The following is a 21,887-nucleotide window of genomic DNA, read 5'->3' on the forward strand; positions in this document are numbered from 1 at the left end:
TCAGTCGAAACGACGAAACGACACACAGACCACCGACCACAGACCACAGACCACAGATTCCTCAGTCTTCGTCCTGTCGCACGCCCTCGATCGAGAGAATGATCTCGACTTCCTCGGCCGTCGGGCCCAGGTCGTAGTCGATGCCGAAAAATTCCAGCGGCAGCTCGGTGCGGCCCTGGAAGCCTCGGCGGAAGCCGCCCCAGGGATCCTCGCCGGCGCCGATTTCGGTGACGTTGATTTCGATTTCCCGGCTGATCCCGCGTAGCGTGAATTCACCGGTCAAGCGGTAGCGATCGTCGCCCAGGGGCTCGAAGTCCGTGGACTCGAAAGTGGCTTCGGGGTGGTTTTCGACATTCAGGAAATCGTCGCTTCTGAGATGCTTGTCCCGCCGCTCGTGGTTGGTGTCGACGCTGGCGGTCTGGATCGTTGCCTGCACGGCGGAGTTCTCGGGATTTTCCGGATCGAAGGTGAATTCGCCCTCGAAATCGTTGAATCGCCCGTAAAGCCAGGAAAAGCCCAGGTGCGAAATCTTGAATTGCACGAAGGCGTGCATGCCCTCGGTGTCGATCTCGTAGCGCTCGGCCGCCTGTAGCGGCAGCGCCAGGGCCATGGCGAAAAGAGCGGTCATCAGATGATGTTTCATATAGTGCAAACTCCTCCGTGCGGGTACGACAGAATTGTCATTATTGCATCGTGGGTGGATCATCTCTTGCTTCCGACAAGGGGGCGTGAACGGAATTCAGTTTGCGTTCATGGCTGGCCAGTAGGCTCGACAAGGTATGAAAGTGCTGACGATTGCTCTCGGGCTGTTCTTGCTTGCGCCCTCGCTCGCCCTGGGCGTCAACGACGGTTTTTACTGCGGTCAGCGCATCGTCAGCGTCGGCGACCGGATCTGGGAAGTGGCGCGCAAATGCCCCGAGCCCTTCTGGACGGAATCCTACGACCGCCCGCTGGCTGCTGATCGTCACGGCCGTCTACTGGGACTGGCGCGAGTCGAGGTCTGGGCGCTGAACTTCGGGGCGAACCACTTCATGCGTCGACTGGAGTTCATCAATGGGCGACTTTCCCGCGTGCGAGACCTCGGATACGGCGTCGACTACGAGCCCGGCAGCCGCCGCTGCGGCCCCCACGAGCTGACCCAGGCCGGAAAGACGACCGCGGAGGTTTTCGCCCGCTGCGGGCTGCCCGATTACAGCTACGAGATCCCGTCGGCGCAGCACTACGGGTACTTCGGCGGCAGTGCTTATCGCCAGGGCGAGCATCACGTCTGGACCTATGAATTCGGGCCCCGGCGGCAACCGCGTGAGTTGCTGTTTGTCGAGGGGCGATTGCAGCGAATGTCCATTCCCTGAATCGATTCGCTCATCTTCTACTTTATCCCCCTTGCCCGAAAGCAGTAGAATCTGCGTCCTTCATTGACTGCCCGATGGTGAAACCATGCGTACCAAGCTGATTGCCGGCAACTGGAAAATGCACGGCAGCAAGCCCGAGATCCGCAGCCTGATCGGCGGCATTCTCGCCCGCCTCGACCCGAACCGGACCGCCGAGGTCATGGTGCTGCCGCCGTTTCCCTACCTGCCGCTGGTCGATTCGCTGGTGGACGCCACGCCGGTCGTGCTCGGTGCTCAGGACCTTAGCGCCCATGCCAGCGGTGCCTACACCGGTGAAGTCTCCGGCGCCATGCTGGCCGACTGGAATTGTTCCTACGTGCTGGTGGGTCATTCAGAGCGGCGTGCGTTGCATGACGAGAGCAACGATGTGGTAGCCGGCAAGTTCGTCGCGGCCCAGGATGCCGGGCTGCAGCCGATTTTGTGTGTCGGCGAGACGCTCGAAGAGCGGGAAGCCGGACGCACGCGCGAGGTCATCGGTCAACAGATCGCCAGCGTTATCGAAACAGCCGGTATTCAGGCGTTCGCTCGTGCCGTGGTGGCCTATGAGCCGGTCTGGGCGATCGGCACCGGACAGACGGCTTCACCCGAACAGGCGCAGGAAGTTCACGCCGCGATCAGGGCGCAGTTTGCCGAGGAGGATGCTACAATAGCCGGCCGAATCAGGATCCTGTATGGCGGCAGCGTCAAGCCCGACAATGCCGCTGATCTGTTTACCTGTGAAGATATCGACGGTGGCCTGATCGGCGGCGCATCGCTGCAGGCCGAAACATTCATGGCGATTTATCAGGCGGCCTGATCCCGACAGTTTCTAGACGAGATTTTTGATGTATACGGTTCTCATCGTTTTTCATGTATTACTGGCCGCGGCCCTGATCGCCGTGGTGCTGGTTCAGCGCGGCCCGGGCGCCACCATGGGTGCGGCCTTCGGTTCCGGTGCCTCCGGCACGGTGTTCGGCTCGCGCGGTGCGGCCGGCTTCCTGACCAAGCTCACCAGCTGGCTGGGCGTGGCTTTCTTTGCCGTGAGCCTCACCATGGCCGTGATGGTGGCCCGTTCGGGCAACGTCGGCGGCCAGTCCGAAGATCTCGGCGTCGCCGGCCAGCTGGCGCAGCCGGCGGCCGAGGAACAGGCCGAGGGCGAGCAGGCGTCGAGCGAGGCTGCTTCGGAGGCCGAGTCGAGCGACGAGGAGTTTCTCGAGGTGCCGGTCGAGGAAGAAGAAACCGAGGACGAATCGGAGCAGCCGCCGAGGGTTGACTGAGGTCAATTGCGGTTGCTCCTCGATCATTGAAAATGCCGAAGTGGTGGAATTGGTAGACACGCTGTCTTGAGGGGGCAGTGGCCTAACGGCCGTGCCGGTTCGAGTCCGGCCTTCGGCACCATATTGCAACGCCGGTGTCCTTCCACCTGGGGCATGGCGAAGACTGCGACAACAAGAGTCGCCACGACAATCGACGCACTGGCAGGGTAGAAGGATGCTGGCTGACTATTTTTCGATTCTGTTGTTTCTGGCCGTCGGCCTCGGTATGGGGGTCATGCTGCTTCTGGTCGGTGGCATTCTCGGGCCGCGGCGTCCCTCGAGCGAGAAGCTCTCGCCCTACGAGTGCGGTTTCGAGGCGTTCGAGGATTCACGTATGAAGTTCGACGTGCGCTTCTACCTCGTGGCCATCCTGTTCATCATCTTCGACCTGGAAATCGCCTTCCTCTTTCCCTGGGCCGTGGCGCTGGATTCCGTCGGCGTGACCGGCCTGGTGGCGATGGGCGTGTTCCTGCTGATCCTGGTCATCGGCTTCATCTATGAATGGAAGAAGGGAGCGCTGGAATGGGAATAAGTGAAATCATGCACAACCCGGTCCCCGAGGGCCAGGTTGACGACATCCTGCGCCCCGGCGGCGACAACCCGCTGATCGAGAAGGGTTTCGTGACCACCAGCGCCGATGCGCTGATCAACTGGGCCCGCACCGGGTCGATGTGGCCGGTCACCTTCGGTCTCGCCTGCTGTGCGATCGAGATGATGCATTCGGCGGCCTCGCGCTACGACCTCGACCGCTTCGGAATGATCTTCCGGCCGAGCCCGCGCCAGTCCGACGTGATGATCGTGGCCGGCACGCTGGTCAACAAGACGGCGCCGGCGCTCAGGAAGGTCTACGACCAGATGCCCGATCCAAAGTGGGTGATCTCCATGGGGTCGTGCGCCAACGGCGGCGGCTACTATCACTATTCCTATTCCGTGACCCGCGGCTGCGACCGGATCGTGCCGGTCGACATCTATGTGCCCGGTTGTCCGCCGACGGCCGAGGCCCTGGTCTACGGCGTACTGCAGCTCTACAAGAAGATTCGTCGCACCAACACCATCGCCCGCTCATGACCCAGTACTCTTCCCGCAATCAGGCGCTGGCCCAGTCGTTGAGCGACATCCTCGGCGAGCGGATCGCGTCGATGTCCGAACACCGTGGCCAGCTGACCGTCGAAATTCCGCGCGATCACTGGCTCGATGCCGCCTGGCTGCTGCGCGACGAGCCCGAACTGGCTTTCGAGCAGCTGCTCGATTTGTGCGGCATCGACTACCTGGGCTATGGCGACGACGAGTGGGAGACGGCCGAGGCGACCGGCCAGGGCTACTCGCGTGCTGCAGACGAGCTCGGACCCGGCCGCTTTTCCTGGGAAGAACGGCCCGAGGCGGGCGAGTTCCCCAACCGCTTCGCCGCGGTGGTCCACCTGCTCTCCCTCAAGCACAACCGGCGCCTGCGCATGCGCTGCTATGCGCCGGACAACGAGTTTCCGATGCTGCCGTCGCTGATCGAGGTCTGGAATTCGGTCAACTGGTACGAGCGCGAGGCCTTTGACCTCTTCGGTATCGTCTTCGAGGGCCATCCGGATCTGCGGCGCATCATGACCGACTACGGCTTCATCGGTCATCCCTTCCGCAAGGATTTCCCGCTGATCGGCAATGTCACCGTGCGCTATGACGAGGACAAGGGCCGCGTGGTCTACGAGCCGGTCGAGATCGAGCCGCGCGTGACCGTGGCCCGTGTGGTTCGCCGCGACAGCCGCTATGTCGACGACAAGCTGGAAGGAACCGGCTCATGAGCGAGATTCGCAACTTCACCATGAACTTCGGGCCGCAGCACCCGGCCGCCCACGGTGTACTGCGCCTGATTCTCGAACTCGATGGCGAAACGGTCGTACGTGCCGATCCGCATGTCGGCCTGTTGCATCGCGCCACCGAGAAGCTGGCTGAATCCAAGCCGTTCAATCACTCCATCGGTTACATGGATCGCCTCGATTACGTCTCGATGATGTGCAGCGAGCACGCCTACGTCATGGCGATCGAAAAGCTGCTCAACATCGAGGCGCCGGAGCGGGCGCTGTGGATCCGCACCATGTTCGACGAGATCACCCGCATCCTCAATCACCTGATGTGGATCGGTTCGAACGCGCTCGACCTGGGCGCCATGGCGGTCTTTCTCTATGCCTTCCGCGAGCGCGAGAGCCTGTTGGACGTCTATGAGGCCGTCTCGGGAACGCGCATGCACGCCACCTATTACCGCCCGGGCGGTGTCTACCGCGACCTGCCGGAGGAAATGCCCAAGTTGGCGGAGTCGCCGTGGCGCAAGGGCAAGGATCTCGAACGGATGAACGAGTGGCGCCAGGGCAGCATGCTCGATTTCATCGAGGCGTTTACCGATGATTTCTTCGATCGCGTCGACGACTACGAAACCCTGCTGACGGACAACCGTATCTGGAAGCAGCGCACGGTCGGCATCGGTGCGGTGAATCCCGACCGCGCCCTGCAATTGGGCTTCACTGGCCCGATGCTCAGGGGCTGCGGCGTCGAGTGGGACCAGCGCAAGAAGCAGCCTTACGCCAAGTACCGCGAGGTCGATTTCGACATCCCGGTCGGTACCAATGGCGATTGCTACGACCGCTACCTGGTGCGCGTCGAGGAGATGCGCCAGTCGGCACGAATCATCAAGCAATGCATTGCCTGGCTGCGCGAAAATCCCGGCCCGGTGATCGTGCGCAACTTCAAGGTGGCTCCGCCGACGCGCGAGGAGATGAAGGACGACATGGAAGCGCTCATTCATCACTTCAAGCTGTTCACCGAGGGGTACTGCGTGCCCGAAGGCGAGACGTACGCCTCGGTGGAAGCGCCCAAGGGTGAATTCGGCTGTTACCTGGTTTCCGACGGCGCGAACAAGCCCTTCCGCGTCCATCTGCGCGCACCCGGGTATGCGCACCTGTCGTCGATGAATGAAATGGCCAAGGGGCACATGCTGGCGGATATTGCGGCACTCATCGCCACGCAGGACATCGTTTTCGGAGAGATTGATCGATGACGGATCAAGCCACCACAAGCGCGGTCGCCGGCAAGGCCGAACTGTTGAGCGAGGAAACGCGTCGCGAGATCGATCACTGGCGCGCCAAGTTCCCCGAGGGCATCGAGGGCCGGCGCTCGGCCATCATCCAGGCCCTGGTCGCCGCCCAGCACCAGAACGGCGGCTGGGTGAGCGTCGACCTGATGGACGGCGTGGCCGATTACCTGGAAGTGCCGCCGGTGTGGGTTTACGAGGTTGCGACTTTCTACTCCATGATCGAGACCGAGCCGGTCGGCCGGCACTCGATCTCGATCTGCACCAACATCTCCTGCATGCTCTGCGGTTCAGACAAGATCGTCGATCACGTCGAGAAGAAGCTGGGCACGCGCATCGGCGAGACCACGCCGGACGGACGCATCTTTCTCAAGCGCGAGGAAGAATGCCTGGCCGCCTGCACGGGAGCGCCGATGATGATCGTCGACGGCCACTATCACGAGAACCTGACACCGGAAAAAGTGGACGAGATTCTCGACGGGCTTGAATGAAAAGGCATCTACAGATGAACACAGATGAACACAGATTGGGATCCGAGTTCTCGATATTGGGTAGAGCATCTTTGCATGTTGATGGCTTCAGCCTTGTTCGTGAAAACACAAGCTCCGAAATGACTGCTTCTATCTGTGTTGATCTGTGTTCATCTGTGGACAAGGTAATCCATCATGGCTGAACACAATATTTGCTTTACGCATCTCGATGAGGAGAACTGCTGGACGCTGGAGGCCTATCGCAAGCACGGTGGCTGGCAGGCCTGGGAAAAGATCCTCGAGGACAAGACGCCGCCGGAAGAGATCATCGAGACGGTCAAGAAGTCCGCCCTGCGCGGTCGCGGTGGGGCGGGCTTTCCGACCGGCCTGAAGTGGTCGTTCATGCCGCGATCCGCGCCGGGGCAGAAGTATCTGGTGTGCAACTCCGACGAGTCCGAGCCGGGTACCTGTCACGATCGCGACATTCTGCGCTACAACCCGCATGCGCTGCTGGAGGGCATGGCCATTGCTGCCTATTCGATGGGTGCGACGGTGGCCTTCAACTATCTGCGCGGTGAGTTCCACCACGAGCCCTTCGAGCGTGTCGAGGCGGCCCTGAAGGAGGCCTACGAGGCCGGCTACCTGGGCCGGAATGTCCAGGGCTCGGGCATCGACATGGATATTCATAACCTGCTCGGTGCCGGCGCCTACATCTGCGGTGAGGAAACCGCACTGATGGAGTCGATCGAAGGCAAGAAGGGCATGCCGCGGTTCAAGCCGCCGTTCCCGGCCAATTTTGGTGTCTACGGCCGCCCCTCCACGATCAATAACACCGAAACCCTCGCCTCGGTGCCGGCGATCATGCGCAACGGCGGGGACTGGTTCCTCGAACTGGGCAAGCCCAACAATGGCGGTTCGAAGATCTTTTCGGTTTCCGGGCACGTCAACAAGCCCGGCAACTACGAGGTGCCGCTGGGCACACCGTTTTCCGAACTGCTGGAGATGGCCGGCGGCATGCGTGACGGCAACAAGATCAAGGGCGTGATTCCCGGCGGCTCGTCGATGCCGGTACTGCCGGGTGACACCATGATGGAACTGACCATGGATTACGACGATCTCCAGAAGGCCGGTTCAGGGCTGGGCTCGGGAGCGGTGATCGTCATGGACGAAACCACCGACATGGTCGCGGCCTGCAAGCGCATCGCGCGTTTCTACTATGCCGAATCCTGTGGACAGTGCACGCCCTGCCGCGAAGGCACCGGCTGGATGCACCGCATGCTGCACCGCATCATGGTCGGGCAGGGCAGGATGGAAGACCTGGATACGCTCGCTTCGGTCACCACCCAGATCGAGGGCCACACCATCTGCGCCTTCGGCGAAGCCGCCGCCTGGCCGGTGCAGGGCTTCCTCAAGCACTTCCGGGAAGAGTTCGAGTACTACGTCGAGCACGGCCGTTCGATGGTGGCCGACAAGATCGGCGAGGCGGCCTAAATGAATGGTTCATCCGTGGGCGAATTTCACAAGCATTCCATCGGAATAGATTGATGGCTACTGCCGAAAACAAACAGGACGACACCGTCACGATCGAAGTCGACGGGCATGCGCTCGAGGCGAAGAAGGGCGAAATGATCATCCAGGTCACCGACCGGGCCGGGATCGATATTCCGCGTTTCTGCTATCACCACAAGCTCTCGATCGCGGCGAACTGCCGCATGTGCCTGGTCGATGTCGAGAAGGCGCCCAAGCCGCTGCCCGCTTGTGCCACGCCGGTGGCCGACGGCATGAAGGTGTTCACCGAGTCGCGCCGGACCGTCGATGCGCAACGCGGAGTGATGGAGTTCCTCCTCATCAATCATCCGCTCGACTGCCCGATCTGCGACCAGGGCGGCGAATGCGAGCTACAGGACCTGGCCATGGGCTACGGCCGTTCGGTTTCCCGCTTTACCGAGCGCAAGCGCGTGGTGCGCGACAAGAACGTCGGCCCGCTGATCGAAACCGACATGACGCGCTGCATCCACTGCACGCGATGTGTCCGTTTCCTCGAGGAGATTGCCGGCACCTGCGAGCTCGGCGGCATGAGCCGCGGTGAGCATCTTGAAATCGGCACCTTCGTCGAGCGCAATATCAACTCCGAATTGTCGGGCAACGTGATCGACCTCTGTCCGGTCGGCGCGCTGACCAACAAGCCGTTCCGCCACACCGCGCGGCCGTGGGAAATGCGTGCGAGGAAATACATCGGCACCCACGACTGCCTGGGCTCGCATCTCTTCTATCACACGCGTGGCGCGAAGATCATGCGCGCCGTTCCGCGCGACAACGAGGCGGTCAACGAATGCTGGCTCGCCGACCGCGACCGTTACAGCCATTTCGGCCTGCGCGCCGACGACCGTTTGACCGCACCGCAGATCAAGGTCGACGGTCAATGGCGGCAGGCAAGCTGGGAAGACGCCCTGGCGGCCGCATCCGGTGCACTAAAGGGCGCCGTCGAGACGCACGGCGGAAACGAGTTGGGTGTGCTGGTCTCGCCGCGCGCGACGACCGAGGAACACTATCTCGCCGCGTCCATGGCGCGTGCGCTGGGCAGTGAAAACGTCGATCACCGACTGCGCCTGCTCGATTTCTCTCACCCGCAGGCCGGGCGAGGGCAGCTCGACGTGCCCACAGCGAAAATTGCCGAATCCGACGCCATTCTGCTGGTTGGCAGCAATATCCGGCATGAACAGCCGATCCTGGGTCATCGCGTCCGGACGGCCTGGCGTCTCAACGGCGCGAAGATCGCCGATCTCAACAGCGTGGCCTGGGAATTCCATTTCGAGCTGGCCGAACGAATGATCGTGCCGCCGCAGGCGATGGTCGACACCTTCGCTCGCCTGGCCAAGGCCGCTGCTGATCTGACTGGCGCAAACCTGCCCGAAGGCAAGCCGGGTGAATTCATTGCCGAGCGTCAGCCCGAGCAGGAAGTCCAGCAGGTCGCCAGCATGCTCAAGGACGCCGATTCGGGCGTGCTGCTGCTGGGCGACCAGGCGCTCAATCACCCGGAAGCCGGTTGGTTGCGGAATATCGCCGAATGGCTGGCCGAGACGCTCGAGGTCGCGCTCGTGGTGTTGCCGGGGCCGGCCAACAGCATGGGTGCCTGGCAGGCCGGCAATGTGCCCGGTTCCGGCGGGCTCAATGCCCGCAGCATGATCGACAAGGGGCGCCAGGCCTACCTGCTCTGGGATATCGAACCCGATTTCGACCTGGCCGATCCGGCCGCTGCGCGCCGGGCACTCGACGGCGCCGCCTCGGTCGTGGCGGCCACGACCTACGACAACAGTGTCTTGCGCGAAACGGCCGAGGTGCTGCTGCCGCTCGCCCCGGTGCCGGAAGTCGACGGCACCTGGATCAACGCCGACGGTCATCGCGAGTCGCTGCAAGCGATCGGGCGCCCGCCCGAACAGGCGCATGCCGGCTGGAAGATTCTGCGCAAGCTCGGCGAACTGGTCGGAGCCGAAGGTTTCGATTTCGCCACCCTGGATGCCGTTACGGAAAAATCGCTGGCGGCCGACGCCGTCGAAGCCGCCTGCGACGACCCGGCCGACCCCATCGTTGCCGAGGGCGATACGCTGTGGCGCACGGGCGAGGTACCGATCTATTCCGGCGACAGTGTCCTGCGCCGCGCACCCGCCTTGCAGCAGACCACGCATGCAGCGGCCACAGTCTGCGCAATCCATCCGGCGACCGCCCGTCGCCATGGCCTGGAGAACGCAGAGCGGGTTCGCGTCCGCCAGGGTGAGGCGAGCGCGGAGCTGGAGCTGGCCATTGACGCCCGCGTGGCGCCGGGCGCTGTCGGGCTGCCGGTGGCCACTTGCCCGGTGTCGACTCTGGGCCCCGGCGGCGGCGAGATCAGCCTGGAGGTGTTGTCATGATCGAACAGCTCACCACTTTGCTGTGGACCATGACCAAGATCACGATGATCGTCCTGCCGGTGACCATCGGTGTGGCCTACTTCACCTACTTCGAGCGCAAGGTGCTCGGTTACATGCACTCGCGCCGGGGCCCCAACCGCATCGGGCCGCTGGGTCTGCTGCAGCCGTTTGCCGATGTCTTCAAGATGTTGTTCAAGGAAGTCATCGTCCCGACCAACGCCAACAAGTTCCTGTTTCTGCTTGCGCCGTTACTGTCGCTGGCGCCGGCGCTGGCGGCCTGGGCGGTCGTGCCCTTCGATGACTGGCTGGTATTGGCCGATATCGACGCCGGACTCCTGATGATTCTGGCGCTGACCTCCCTGGGCGTCTACGGCATCCTGCTCGGCGGCTGGGCCTCGAATTCCAAGTACGCGCTGCTCGGTGGCCTGCGAGCGGCCGCGCAGACGGTCTCCTATGAGATCGCCATGGGGTTTGCCCTGGTCGGCGTGATCGTGCTCTCCGGCACGCTCAACCTAACAGCCATCGTCGAGGCCCAGGCGGGTAACATCTTCACCTGGTACTGGCTGCCGTTGCTGCCGCTGTTCGTGATCTATTTCGTCTCCGGCGTGGCCGAGACCAATCGCGCGCCCTTCGACGTCGCCGAAGGCGAGTCGGAGATCGTCGCCGGCTTCCATGTGGAGTACTCGGGTGCCGGCTTCGCGGTGTTCTTCCTGGCCGAATACGCCAACATGATCCTGGTTTCGGCAATCGCCGCCCTGCTGTTCATGGGCGGCTGGCTTTCGCCGTTCGCCGGCATTCCGGTCGTCGGCGAGACCATCCTGGGCGAGGGCGGGGTGCACTGGTTCCTGCTCAAGACGGTCGTATTCTGTTTCCTGTTCCTGTGGTTCCGGGCGACCTTCCCCCGCTATCGCTATGACCAGATCATGCGCCTGGGCTGGAAGGTGTTCATCCCGATTACCATCGTCTGGATCATGGTCGCCGGCGTTTTCCGCGTGATGGGCTGGTTCGGAGGCTGATCGAGGTTTTTATGCAAGCTGTCACCCGATATCTTCGTTCACTGATGCTGCTGGAGTTGTTCCAAGGCCTGGCGGTGACCTGGCGCTTCGGAACCGCGCCGAAAATTACGCTCAACTATCCGGAGGAGAAGACGCCCACGTCGCCGCGCTATCGCGGCCTGCACGCCCTGCGCCGCTATCCCAACGGCGAGGAACGCTGCATTGCCTGCAAGCTTTGCGAGGCGGTCTGCCCGGCGCTTGCGATTACCATCGAGTCGCACAACCGCGACGACAACACCCGGCGCACCACCCGCTACGACATCGACCTGTTCAAGTGCATCTATTGCGGATTCTGCGAGGAGTCATGCCCGGTCGACTCGATTGTCCTGACCGATATCGGCGAATACCACATGGAGGACAAATCCGAGAAGGTGGTCGACAAGCAGCAACTACTGGCCATCGGTGATCGGTTCGAGGAAAGCATCGCCGCCAACCGCGCGCAAGACGCTCGTTACCGCTAGGGGTCTGACTGGTATGCCAATCATCGAAATCATCTTCTACCTGTTCAGTACCGTTCTCGTGTTGTCGGCCCTGAGTGTCATCACGGTGGGCAACGCGATCCACGCGGTTCTGTTCCTGATACTCAGCTTTTTCTCGGCCGCCTGCATCTGGATACTTCTGCAGGCCGAGTTTCTGGCCATTACGCTGGTGCTCGTCTACGTAGGCGCCGTGATGGTGCTGTTCCTTTTCGTGGTGATGATGCTCGACATCAACGTCACCTCAGCCAAGGAAGGCTTTGCCCGATACCTGCCGGCCGGCGTGCTTGTTTCACTGGCGATGGCCGTGCAACTCTTTCTCGTTATCTGGACGCGCGGGATGGAAACCGTCCCGATGCCCGCGGCCGAGGGCGAAGACTACAGTCATACCAGCGCGATCGGTGAATTACTCTATAGCGAGTATCTCTACGCCTTCGAGATCGCGGCCGTGCTGCTGCTGGTGGCGATTATCGCCGCCATCTCGCTGACGCATCGCCGCCGTCCGGAAACCAAGTACCAGGATCCCAGCCGCCAGGTGCGCGTCAAGCGCGAGGAGCGCCTGCGCATTATCAAGATGAAAAGCGAAGGGGAGGAAGGCTGATGCTGACACTGGCCCACTTCATCACCCTCGGCGCGGTGTTGTTCTGCATTTCCGTCGCCGGCATCTTCCTCAACCGCAAGAACGTGCTCATCCTTTTGATGTGCATCGAGTTGATGCTGCTGGCGGTGAACATGAACTTCATCGCCTTCGCGCGTTTTCTCGATGTGCTTGACGGGCAGGTGTTCGTGTTCTTCATCCTGACCGTGGCCGCGGCCGAGGCCGCCATCGGCCTGGCGCTGCTGGTGGTGCTGTTCAGAAACCGCCGTTCGATCAGCGTCGAGGATATTGCCGACCTGAAGGGATAAGTCCGAAAAAAATCAATATGTCCACAGATGAACACAGATACACACGGATGAAAAAGAAAAAATTCTGTGGAAGGTTTCAAAATAGAGAATGGAATAACTGGCTGTGAGCATTGAAACCGTACTGTTGCTGATACCGCTGCTGCCGCTTGTCGGCAGCGCCGTGGCCGGGTTGTTGCGTCACCAGGTCGGTAGAGCGGGCGCACACTGGATCACCATTCTCGCGGTGGCCGGTTCGGCCCTGCTGTCGGCCTGGGTGGCCTGGCAGGTGTTTTTCAACGGCCTGCCGACGATGGATTACACCGTCTATACCTGGGCTGTGGCCGACGGTATCCGTTTCGAGGTCGGGTTCCTGGTCGACAGCCTGACCGCGCTGATGATGACGGTCGTGACATTCGTGTCGCTGATGGTGCACATCTACACCATCGGATACATGCACGACGATCCCGGCTACCAGCGATTCTTTTCATACATCAACCTGTTCACCTTCGCCATGTTGATGCTGGTGATGGCGAACAACTTCATGCAGCTGTTTTTCGGCTGGGAAGCCGTGGGCCTGGTCTCTTACCTGCTGATCGGCTTCTGGTTCAAGAAGGACACGGCGGTGAAGGCCAACCTCAAGGCTTTTCTGGTCAACCGCGTTGGCGACTTCGGTTTCCTGCTCGGTATTGCCGCCATCCTGGCCTACATGGGATCGCTCAACTACGCCGAGGTGTTCGCGCAGGTGCCGGCCGTGGAGGGCACCACCATCAGCCTGTTCGGCGACACGCAGTGGTCGCTCATGACGGTCATTTGCATATGCCTGTTTATCGGCGCGATGGGCAAGTCGGCACAGGTGCCGTTGCACGTGTGGCTTCCGGATTCCATGGAAGGCCCGACGCCGATTTCGGCGCTGATTCACGCGGCCACCATGGTCACCGCCGGCATTTTCATGGTCGCGCGCCTGTCGCCGATCTTCGAGTCCTCGGAGGTGGCACTGAGCTTCATCCTGGTCATCGGGGCGATCACGGCCCTGTTCATGGGCTTGGTCGGCATTGTCCAGAACGACATCAAACGTGTCGTGGCTTACTCGACCCTGTCGCAGCTCGGCTACATGACCGTCGCGCTGGGCGCGTCGGCCTATTCGGTGGCGATTTTCCACCTGATGACCCACGCCTTCTTCAAGGCGCTGCTGTTCCTGGCTGCCGGCTCGGTCATCATCGCGCTTCACCACAAGCAGGACATGCGCGAGATGGGCGGCCTTCGGAAATACATGCCGATCACGGCCGCGACCGCCTGGGTCGGCTCGCTGGCGCTGATCGGTTTTCCGTTCTTCTCGGGTTTCTTCTCCAAGGATCTGATCATCGAGGCGGTGCACTACGCCGATCGCCCCGGTGCCGGCTTCGCCTATTTCGCGGTCATGGCGGGCGTGCTGATTACCGCGCTCTATACCTTCCGCATGCTGTATCTGACCTTCCACGGGCCGACGCGTATGGACGAGGAAACCCGTTCGCATGCGCATGAAACACCGGCGGTGGTCACGATTCCGCTGATCCTTCTGGCCATCCCGTCCCTGGCCATCGGCTACTTCACGGTCGAGCCGTTGTTGTTCGGCGGCGCCCTGTCGGATTCGATCGTGGTGCGTTCGGCCAACGACGTGGTCGCCAACGACCTGGCCGGCAAGTTCGATCACGGTGTGCTCGCCTTTGCTCTGCACGGCTTTCTGACGCCGGTGTTCTGGCTGGCGATGCTGGGTGTCGGTATCTCCACGTATATCTATCTGTTCAACCCGGGCCTGGCCGATACACTCAAGCGGCGTTTCCACGCCATTTGGAAAATTCTCGACAACAAGTACGGCTTCGATACGCTGTACCAGAAGACATTGACCGGGGCCGGCCTGGGTATCGCTTCGGGCCTTTCGAAGGGCGGTGACCGCACGGTGATCGACGGCTGGCTGGTCAATGGCTCGGCCCGAATGGTCGGCCGCATGTCCGGCGCGCTACGCCAGCTGCAGTCCGGTTTCCTCTTCCACTACGCCTTCGTCATGGTGGTCGCGCTGGTCGCGCTCGTGGCGTCGTTCGTTCTGCTCCGGTAAGGATTGATTCGATGTTGGATTGGCCACTGCTGAGTCTGCTGACCTGGATTCCGATCGCCGGCGCCGTCGTCGTGGCCGCGCTGGGCCAGCGTTCGCCCGACATGGTTCGCCCGCTGGCGCTGATCGTCGCGCTGGTCACCTTCGGTCTGTCGCTGCTACTGTATGTCGGTTTCGATGCCTCGACCGCCCAGATGCAGTTCGTCGAGAAGACGGTCTGGATCGAGGCCTTCAATATTCACTATCACCTTGGTATCGACGGTCTTTCACTACCGCTGATCCTGCTCAATACCTTGATCTGCGTGCTGGTGATCGTCGGCGGCTGGGGTATCAAGGATCGGCCGCATCAGTACATGGCCGCATTCCTGATGTTGCATGCCCTGATGACCGGCATGTTCGCCGCACTCGACGCGCTGCTGTTCTACGTCTTCTTCGAAGCCATCCTGGTGCCGATGTTCCTCATCATCGGTATCTGGGGCGGGCCAAATCGGATCTACGCCACGGTCAAGTTCTTCCTGTTCACCTTCTTCGGTTCGGTGTTCATGCTCATCGCGTTGCTGTGGCTCTATCTTGATTCCGGCAGCTTTGCCGTGGCGGACCTGCAGCAACACCAGTTCGGCCTGACGGCCCAGATCCTGGTCTTCCTGGCCTTCCTGATCGCATTCGCCGTCAAGGTGCCGATGTGGCCGGTCCATACCTGGCTGCCGGATGCCCACGTCGAGGCTCCTACCGGCGGCTCGGTTGTTCTGGCCGCGGTCATGCTCAAAATCGGCGGCTACGGCTTGCTACGGTTTGCGCTCCCGATCACGCCGGATGCCGCCGCCCACCTGGACTGGCTGGTGATCGCGTTGTCGCTGATCGCCATCGTCTACATCGGCTTTGTGGCGCTGGCGCAAAGCGACATGAAAAAGCTGATCGCCTACAGCTCGATTTCGCATATGGGCTTTGTCACGCTCGGCATGTTCCTGGCCTTCGCTATCGCGCGCAATACCGGCGAACTGACCGGTGCCGGGCTGGGTATTTCGGGTGCCATGGTGCAGATGATTTCGCACGGTTTCATTTCCGGCGCGATGTTCCTCGCCGTCGGTGTTCTTTATGATCGGGTCCACAGCCGTGAGATTTCAGCCTACGGCGGGGTGGCCAACACCATGCCGTGGTTTGCCATGTTCGCCGTGCTGTTCTTCATGGCCAACTCCGGCCTGCCGGGCACGTCCGGCTTCGTCGGCGAATTCATGGTCATCCTGGCGGCCTTCCATGCCAGCTTCTGGTTCGCCTTCGCGGCGGCGGTCACGCTGATTCTCGGCGCGGCCTACAGCCTGTGGCTGGTCAAGCGCGTTTTCTACGGCGAGGTGGCCAATGACAATGTCGCCTCGCTCAAGGACTTGGAGGGTCGCGAGTGGTTCATGCTGACGGTTCTGGCGGTCTTCACGCTGGGCCTGGGACTGTGGCCCTATCCGCTGATCGAACTGATGGAGCCCTCGGTCCAGAATCTGGTCGAGCACATCATGCAATCGAAACTCGGTTAATTTCGTCCACGGATGAGCACACATTCATCTGTGGACCATTAGAAGCAGACAAGTGAAAAAGATATGACCCTTGCCGAACTGCAACTGGCGCTACCCGAGATCTTCGTGCTCAGCATGGCCTGCGTGGTGTTGCTGGCCGATCTGTTCATTTCCGATGAGCGCCGCGGGCTGACGCATACACTGGCGGTGATCACGCTGGTATTTGCCACCATCCTGAGTCTGCGCCTGATGATGGCGCCCGGTGAAGTGATCTATGGTTTCAGCGACACTTTCATTCGTGATCGTTTCGGCGATGTACTGAAAGTATTCAGTTACCTGATCCTGATTGGTGTATTTGTCTACGCCAAGCACTACCTGCGGCAGTTCGACTTGTTCAAGGGGGAGTTCTATACCCTCAGCCTGTTCGCGCTGCTGGGTACCATGGTGCTGATTTCGGCCGGTTCCCTTCTCACCGTCTACCTGGGCCTCGAACTGCTGACCCTGGCGAGCTATGCGCTGGTGGCGATCGACCGAAATTCCATGCAGGGTTCCGAGGCCGCCGTGAAGTACTTCGTTCTGGGCTCATTGGCCTCGGGCTTTCTGTTGTTCGGCATGAGCCTGATCTTCGGGGCCACCGGCAGCCTGGATCTCAATGACGTGAGCGCCGCATTGGCTTCGGGTATGGGCGAGAGCATGCTGCTGACCGTTGGCCTGGTCTTCATCGTGCTCGGCATTGCCTTCAAACTGGGTGCCGTTCCCTTGCATATGTGGATACCCGACGTTTATCACGGTGCGCCGCTGCCGATCACGCTCTTCCTCAGCTCGATACCCAAGCTGGCCGCCGTGGCGCTGGCCATCCGCCTGCTCGACAACGGCCTGATCGAACTGCACGCCGACTGGCAGGGCATGCTGATCGTCCTGGCCGCCCTGTCGATGATCCTGGGTAACGTGGTCGCCATCGCCCAGACCAACATCAAGCGCATGCTGGCCTACTCCACCATCTCTCACATGGGTTTCGTGCTGCTCGGCATGCTGCCGGCCACGCAGCAGGGTTATGCCGCGGCCATGTTTTACGCCATTGTCTACGCCATCATGTCCGCAGGCGCCTTCGCCGTCCTGATCCTGTTGTCGAACAAGGGCGCCGAAGCAGAAAACCTGGACGATCTCAAGGGCCTGGCCAAGCGCAACCCCTGGCACGCTCTGATGATGTTGATGCTGATGTTTTCGCTGGCGGGTATCCCGGTCTTCGTCGGTTTCTTCGCCAAGTGGCAGGTCATCGCCGCGACACTCTCCGCCGGCTTTACCTGGCTGTCGATCCTGGCGGTCGTAATGGCCGTGATCGGAGCGTTCTATTACCTGCGTGTGGTCAAGTTGATGTACTTCGACGAGCCCGACGACACTGAGCCGGTAGCCGCCCCGGTGGATTTCCGCGCCGTGCTGACTGTCAATGGTGTGGCCGTGCTCGCGCTGGGCATCTTCTCGGGTGGGCTGATCAGCCTGTGCGTGAGTTCGTTCGTCTAAGACACTGAACCCCTTACAACCACCAGGCCAGGGCGAACCAAACCACTATCAAGGCACCAATGGCCGCACCGGCTGCGGTGCCGACCATGACGCCGATGCCGGCACCGACGCCGGCGCGAAGCGAGGCATCCAGGTTGGCTTTCCCGACGAGGTGGCCGAGTACGGCGCCCAGGAAGGGTCCGAACAGGATGCCGGGAAGGCCGAAGAACAGGCCAATGAACAGACCCAGCGTTGCGCCCAGGATGGCGTAGCGACCCGCTCCGAAGCGTCGTGCGCCCTCGGCCGTGGCGATGAAGTCGATCAGTACCGAAAGCAGGGTCAGGGCGGTCAGCCACAGGAGTGTGCCCCAGCCGACCCGTTCGAAACCGTCGAGCCAGGCCATCAACACCAGACCCAGCATGATGATCGGCACGCCGGGAAGAATTGGCAGAATGGTGCCGGCAAGCCCGACTATCACCAGCAGTACGGCCAGCACCCAGCCCGGCCAGATCAGTAGTTCCCAACTCAGCCATTCCATGGCGGCTCGTCTTGCGTTGAACTGCGCCTATCATAGGCGTAGGCGTCTTCACTGTCACAGGTGGTATTTGCCTGGCTGCGCACGGCGCCCCTACATTTCGGTAACCGCTCCCCCGACGCATGGCAGCCGCCCGGCGTTTCTGGAAGGGAACGAATTGATCGAGTTGCTGCCGAAATTTCAGGCGCGTGCAACCTGAAAAGAGAGCCTATCAATGGAGAGTCCGGCCACCGAGAACCAGGCTACCTGTCCGGCTACTAGAATTTCTGGTGAAGACTCGCGCTGGCGGATCGAGCAGATGGTCGAGATGATCAACGAGGTCACGGCCCCGCTGACCGGCGGCGACTATTTCCGCGCGCTGGTGACCCGATTCGCGCAGAGTCTCGACGTCAATGCTGCGCTGGCGACCGAATGTCTCGAATACCCCGAGAATCATGTTCGTACCCTGGCCTTCTGGGAAGGCGAGGACATTACCGAGAACATCGAATTCGATCTGGTCGGCACGCCCTGTGAGGAAGTCATCCACGGAGGGGCCTTCTGTTTCTATCCGGATGACCTGTCGAGGCGGTTTCCAGAGTGGGCGGCCGAGGAAGGCGGCATGGAGAGCTTCATCGGTATTCCAGTGCTCGCACCCAGTGACGGCCGAACCCTGGGCCATATAGCGGTCTATGGCCGCAAGCCCATGGCCGAGGACGCTGTCGTCGAGTCGATGTTTCGCATCATCGCCGCGCGTGCCGGTGCCGAAATCGAACGTCTGCAGGCCGAACGGGCCCTGCGCGACAGTGAGGCCCGTGCCAGACAGCACCTGACGGAACTGGCGCATGTCTCGCGACTGGGTTCCATGGGTGAACTGGCCTCGGCGTTGGCGCATGAGGTCAATCAGCCGCTAACGGCCATCATGACCTATTGCCGGACCTGCCTGCGCATGCTCGAGCAGGGTCGGTTGTCAGAGGACGATCTCCACAAGGCGATGAGCAACTCGCTGACCAGCGCCGAACATGCGCGAGAGGTGGTGAGCAAGTTGCGCACGTTCATTCAACGCGGCGAGATGAAGCCGCACCCGATACCCGCCGCGCACTTGGTCAGAGAGTGCCGCGTGCTGCTCGAAACCGAAGCGCGGCACCACCATGTCCACCTTCGGATTGCGGCGGCGGAGGATCTGCCCACCGTTCGCGTCGATTCGGTGCTCATCCAGCAGGTCATCTTCAACCTGGTGCGCAACGGGATCGAAGCGATCAACGAAAGCGACCATCCGCAACGTGAACTGACGGTGCAGGCCAGTGCCGAAGGTGACAACGTGGTGGTTTGCGTCAGTGATACCGGCAAGGGGGTCGATGAGGATCTGCGCGAGCGCCTGTTCGATCCTTTCGTCAGCACGCGCAAACAGGGCCTGGGAATCGGCCTGTCACTGTGCCGCTCGGTACTCGATCGTCACAAGGGGAAAGTATGGGTCGAGGAGACCCCGGGTCCGGGCGCGACTTTCTGTTTCAGCCTGCCAATCCACCGCGTCGCCGAAGCCATCGAGAACTGACTTTCGAGGGTGACCGCTGGGCTTGGACGGCTATAGCAGCCAGTCCCGGTAGCTGTGGCTCGAGAGCACCATCCGGATCATTTCCGAACTGTTTCTCGCTCCGATTTTCTCCAGCGCATTGGCGCGGTGGATTTCGACGGTGCGCACGCTGATGTCGAGGTCGTCGGCGATGATCTTGTTGAGTTTGCCCTCCAGGATGCCTTCCACGACTTGGCGTTCGCGGGGCGTGAGTGACAGCACTCGCTGCTCAATCTCGTCGCGCTCGACTTCGTTTTCCCATTCCTCGCGATCGAGGTCGGTGGCGTTGCGGATCTTTTCGATCAGCAGTTCGTCGTCGAACGGTTTTTCGACGAAATCCAGTGCCCCGGCCTGGACGGCTCTCACCGCCGTACTGACATCCGCGTGGCCGGATATGAAGATGACCGGCAGACGGATACCGCGCTCGTTGAGTTTTTTCTGTGCCTGGAGTCCGTCGAGGCCCGGCATGCGGACGTCGAGCAGGATGCAGCCGCGGTGGCCGGGCGTGACGTTATCGAGCAATTCGTCGGCCGAAGCACACAGCATGTAGTCCAGGCCTTCGGAACCGAGCAGGAAGGCAATCGCTTCGCGCACGGAGTCGTCGTCGTCGGTGACGAAGACGCAGGGTGCGCGAGCGCGCTCGGTTTTCGGGGATGCCTCCGAATGCATCAGCCGTAGCCATTCGTTCCGGGTTGTTTCGTGATTCTGGCACGGATGAACAGAGCGATGGCGACGAGTGCAAGCACGATGCCCCAGGAAGGGATCAACCAGAACGTGATCACGGCAAGGATCAGGGCAGCGAGTGCGAAGGCCGTGGTATCTGCGGTGGGTTCCAATCGTTCCCGGTTGCCGGTCAGATGCACGATGAGGTGATCAAGGCTCAGCTTTCCGGGACCCGAGAACAACAGCAGAAGCAGCATGGCGAGGAAAAGCAGCGGAATGCGGAAATTGCCGCGGAACTCGCCGTCGTCCATGACCCGCGAGACCGAATAGCCCTCCCACAGCTGGCCGAGAGTGGCCCAGGATTCCGGCCAGTGCACGGCTGCGATGGCCACCGTCGTGATGATGATCAGGACGAACGCGAAGAATCGCGTGAACAGGCCGAAGACCAGGGCCAGGCCGGCGACCAGTTCGCCCAGGGCCACCAGTAGCCAGTTCAAGTCGGCCGGGAGAATCCCGAACGGGAACGGGAAGTTCTGGTTGGCGAACCAGCCGGGCGCTTCACCCAGGCCGGCGCCAAGTTTCTGCTGGCCGGCACTGAGGAATTCGTAGGCCAGCAGAAGGCGCAGCCCCAGCGGGGCCAGCCAGAGGCCGGCGCCGTCGAGGCGGTTCCTGATGGATTGCAGGGTCGATGTCAACACTTTATGTGTCCTCCTTGCGGACGGTCGTCGAAGCGTGACGACATCCTAGGCGGCGGAGGGTGAGCGGTCATTACGCAATTGCACGTACGGTACTTTCACGTAAAGGGGGGCATAACGAAAAACGGGGCCGTCAAGAACGGCCCCGTCGAGGTTCGGTGGTGGGCGATGCTGGACTTGAACCAGCGACCCCTGCCGTGTGAAGACAGTGCTCTCCCACTGAGCTAATCGCCCGAAGACCGCATATTCTAGGCGCTGTTTCCGTTGCGGGCAAGCGCTCCCGGTGGTTATCGGCCGGATAGGGCCGAGCTGGCGCATTCGCGCCGGGAAATTCGTAAAGTGTAGGAACGCCATTCTTCAACAAGCCAAATTCGGGAGGACGCTCATGTTCAAACGGACCTTCATGATCACCCTGGTTGCCGCGTTGTGGCTGGCCGGCTGCGCAACCGCTCCGGTGCTGGACAGCCCGCGCCAGATCAGCGTGCCGCAGGCCGCTTCCGTCTCCGACGTGGAGGAGGCCATTCTGGACGCCATGCGAAATCGCGGCTGGGCGGTGGCCGAGCGCAGCGACGGTCATATCGTTGCCGATCTCAATGTGCGCAGTCACTTCGCCCGTGTCGACATTCGTTACGATGCCGATTCTGTCTCGCTCGAATACGCTGACTCCCGAAATTTGGAATACGAGGTCGTCGACGGCGAAGAGCGCATCCACGGCAACTTCAACAGCTGGATGACCAACCTGATCAGCGACATTCAGCGTTCGCTCAGCTACGTCGAGTAGCCACTGATTCGCTTCGA

At 61.5% G+C, this 21,887-nt stretch carries 23 protein-coding genes and 2 tRNA genes; 20 read left to right on the forward strand and 5 right to left on the reverse strand.

Features of this window, described 5'->3' with window-relative positions:
* Positions 1-61: 61 nt before the first annotated feature.
* Positions 62-643, reverse strand: a complete 582-nt coding sequence (locus tag DZK26_RS01630) for a YceI family protein (RefSeq protein ID WP_116897170.1) — start codon at positions 641-643, stop codon at positions 62-64.
* Positions 644-779: 136 nt separating this feature from the next.
* Here DZK26_RS01630 and DZK26_RS01635 point away from each other — a divergent pair, with 136 nt between their 5' ends.
* From DZK26_RS01635 to nuoN, 18 genes are all read left to right on the forward strand, one after another.
* Entirely contained in the window at positions 780-1,352 is a 573-nt protein-coding gene (locus DZK26_RS01635) for a DUF2845 domain-containing protein (RefSeq protein ID WP_116897171.1), read from the forward strand.
* Between the two features lie 85 nt (positions 1,353-1,437).
* Positions 1,438-2,187: a triose-phosphate isomerase gene (tpiA, locus tag DZK26_RS01640; RefSeq protein WP_116897172.1), complete on the forward strand. Its 750-nt coding sequence runs from the start codon at positions 1,438-1,440 to the stop codon at positions 2,185-2,187.
* Positions 2,188-2,215: 28 nt separating this feature from the next.
* Entirely contained in the window at positions 2,216-2,647 is a 432-nt protein-coding gene (gene secG / locus DZK26_RS01645) for a preprotein translocase subunit SecG (protein ID WP_116897173.1), read from the forward strand.
* 34 nt (positions 2,648-2,681) lie between these two features.
* Positions 2,682-2,768, forward strand: a tRNA-Leu gene (locus DZK26_RS01650).
* Positions 2,769-2,861: 93 nt separating this feature from the next.
* Positions 2,862-3,218, forward strand: a complete 357-nt coding sequence (locus tag DZK26_RS01655) for an NADH-quinone oxidoreductase subunit A (protein WP_116897174.1) — start codon at positions 2,862-2,864, stop codon at positions 3,216-3,218.
* Positions 3,209-3,754, forward strand: a complete 546-nt coding sequence (locus tag DZK26_RS01660) for an NADH-quinone oxidoreductase subunit B family protein (RefSeq protein WP_220337005.1) — start codon at positions 3,209-3,211, stop codon at positions 3,752-3,754. The genes DZK26_RS01655 and DZK26_RS01660 overlap by 10 nt, the downstream gene beginning before the upstream one ends.
* A complete protein-coding gene (locus DZK26_RS01665; RefSeq protein ID WP_116897176.1) occupies positions 3,751-4,476 on the forward strand; it encodes an NADH-quinone oxidoreductase subunit C in 726 nt (241 codons plus the stop codon). Before DZK26_RS01660 ends, DZK26_RS01665 begins: the two co-directional genes overlap by 4 nt.
* The gene (locus tag DZK26_RS01670; protein WP_116897177.1) at positions 4,473-5,726 is read left to right on the forward strand and encodes an NADH-quinone oxidoreductase subunit D; all 1,254 of its coding nucleotides are present in this window, start codon (positions 4,473-4,475) and stop codon (positions 5,724-5,726) included. Before DZK26_RS01665 ends, DZK26_RS01670 begins: the two co-directional genes overlap by 4 nt.
* The gene (gene nuoE / locus DZK26_RS01675; protein WP_116897178.1) at positions 5,723-6,250 is read left to right on the forward strand and encodes an NADH-quinone oxidoreductase subunit NuoE; all 528 of its coding nucleotides are present in this window, start codon (positions 5,723-5,725) and stop codon (positions 6,248-6,250) included. The genes DZK26_RS01670 and nuoE overlap by 4 nt, the downstream gene beginning before the upstream one ends.
* Before the next feature lie 174 nt (positions 6,251-6,424).
* Positions 6,425-7,720: an NADH-quinone oxidoreductase subunit NuoF gene (gene nuoF / locus DZK26_RS01680; RefSeq protein ID WP_116897179.1), complete on the forward strand. Its 1,296-nt coding sequence runs from the start codon at positions 6,425-6,427 to the stop codon at positions 7,718-7,720.
* A gap of 53 nt (positions 7,721-7,773) precedes the next feature.
* On the forward strand, positions 7,774-10,137 hold the full coding sequence (gene nuoG, locus DZK26_RS01685; RefSeq protein ID WP_116897180.1) for an NADH-quinone oxidoreductase subunit NuoG: 2,364 nt from the start codon (positions 7,774-7,776) through the stop codon (positions 10,135-10,137).
* Positions 10,134-11,153 carry an NADH-quinone oxidoreductase subunit NuoH gene (gene nuoH / locus DZK26_RS01690; protein ID WP_116897181.1) on the forward strand — a complete coding sequence of 340 codons (1,020 nt, stop codon included), beginning with the start codon at positions 10,134-10,136 and terminating at the stop codon, positions 11,151-11,153. Before nuoG ends, nuoH begins: the two co-directional genes overlap by 4 nt.
* 11 nt (positions 11,154-11,164) lie before the next feature.
* Positions 11,165-11,653 carry an NADH-quinone oxidoreductase subunit NuoI gene (gene nuoI / locus DZK26_RS01695; RefSeq protein ID WP_116897182.1) on the forward strand — a complete coding sequence of 163 codons (489 nt, stop codon included), beginning with the start codon at positions 11,165-11,167 and terminating at the stop codon, positions 11,651-11,653.
* Positions 11,654-11,666: 13 nt separating this feature from the next.
* The gene (locus DZK26_RS01700; RefSeq protein ID WP_116897183.1) at positions 11,667-12,269 is read left to right on the forward strand and encodes an NADH-quinone oxidoreductase subunit J; all 603 of its coding nucleotides are present in this window, start codon (positions 11,667-11,669) and stop codon (positions 12,267-12,269) included.
* Positions 12,269-12,574 carry an NADH-quinone oxidoreductase subunit NuoK gene (gene nuoK / locus DZK26_RS01705; protein ID WP_116897184.1) on the forward strand — a complete coding sequence of 102 codons (306 nt, stop codon included), beginning with the start codon at positions 12,269-12,271 and terminating at the stop codon, positions 12,572-12,574. The genes DZK26_RS01700 and nuoK overlap by 1 nt, the downstream gene beginning before the upstream one ends.
* A gap of 109 nt (positions 12,575-12,683) precedes the next feature.
* Positions 12,684-14,645, forward strand: coding sequence for an NADH-quinone oxidoreductase subunit L (nuoL, locus tag DZK26_RS01710; protein ID WP_116897298.1), 1,962 nt, complete (start codon positions 12,684-12,686; stop codon positions 14,643-14,645).
* An 11-nt stretch (positions 14,646-14,656) separates the two neighbouring features.
* On the forward strand, positions 14,657-16,168 hold the full coding sequence (locus tag DZK26_RS01715; RefSeq protein WP_116897185.1) for an NADH-quinone oxidoreductase subunit M: 1,512 nt from the start codon (positions 14,657-14,659) through the stop codon (positions 16,166-16,168).
* 63 nt (positions 16,169-16,231) lie between these two features.
* Positions 16,232-17,668, forward strand: coding sequence for an NADH-quinone oxidoreductase subunit NuoN (nuoN, locus tag DZK26_RS01720; RefSeq protein WP_116897186.1), 1,437 nt, complete (start codon positions 16,232-16,234; stop codon positions 17,666-17,668).
* 13 nt (positions 17,669-17,681) lie between these two features.
* Here the strand turns inward: nuoN and DZK26_RS01725 are convergent, their stop codons facing one another.
* A complete protein-coding gene (locus DZK26_RS01725) occupies positions 17,682-18,185 on the reverse strand; it encodes a DUF456 domain-containing protein (protein WP_116897187.1) in 504 nt (167 codons plus the stop codon).
* Positions 18,186-18,396: 211 nt separating this feature from the next.
* Here DZK26_RS01725 and DZK26_RS01730 point away from each other — a divergent pair, with 211 nt between their 5' ends.
* Positions 18,397-19,713 (forward strand): sensor histidine kinase, encoded by a 1,317-nt coding sequence (locus DZK26_RS01730; RefSeq protein ID WP_116897188.1) that lies wholly within the window; start codon positions 18,397-18,399, stop codon positions 19,711-19,713.
* Between the two features lie 30 nt (positions 19,714-19,743).
* Here the strand turns inward: DZK26_RS01730 and DZK26_RS01735 are convergent, their stop codons facing one another.
* From DZK26_RS01735 to DZK26_RS01745, 3 genes are all read right to left on the reverse strand, one after another.
* The gene (locus DZK26_RS01735) at positions 19,744-20,400 is read right to left on the reverse strand and encodes a response regulator transcription factor (RefSeq protein ID WP_116897189.1); all 657 of its coding nucleotides are present in this window, start codon (positions 20,398-20,400) and stop codon (positions 19,744-19,746) included.
* On the reverse strand, positions 20,400-21,092 hold the full coding sequence (locus tag DZK26_RS01740) for a DoxX family protein (protein WP_116897190.1): 693 nt from the start codon (positions 21,090-21,092) through the stop codon (positions 20,400-20,402). The genes DZK26_RS01735 and DZK26_RS01740 overlap by 1 nt, the downstream gene beginning before the upstream one ends.
* Before the next feature lie 156 nt (positions 21,093-21,248).
* A tRNA-Val gene (locus DZK26_RS01745) sits at positions 21,249-21,323 on the reverse strand.
* A gap of 151 nt (positions 21,324-21,474) precedes the next feature.
* On the opposite strand from DZK26_RS01745, the gene DZK26_RS01750 reads away from it, so the two are divergent.
* Positions 21,475-21,870: a hypothetical protein gene (locus DZK26_RS01750; protein ID WP_116897191.1), complete on the forward strand. Its 396-nt coding sequence runs from the start codon at positions 21,475-21,477 to the stop codon at positions 21,868-21,870.
* Positions 21,871-21,887: the final 17 nt, after the last annotated feature.

The organism is Wenzhouxiangella sp. 15190, assembly GCF_003417465.1.
Classification (GTDB): domain Bacteria; phylum Pseudomonadota; class Gammaproteobacteria; order Xanthomonadales; family Wenzhouxiangellaceae; genus Wenzhouxiangella.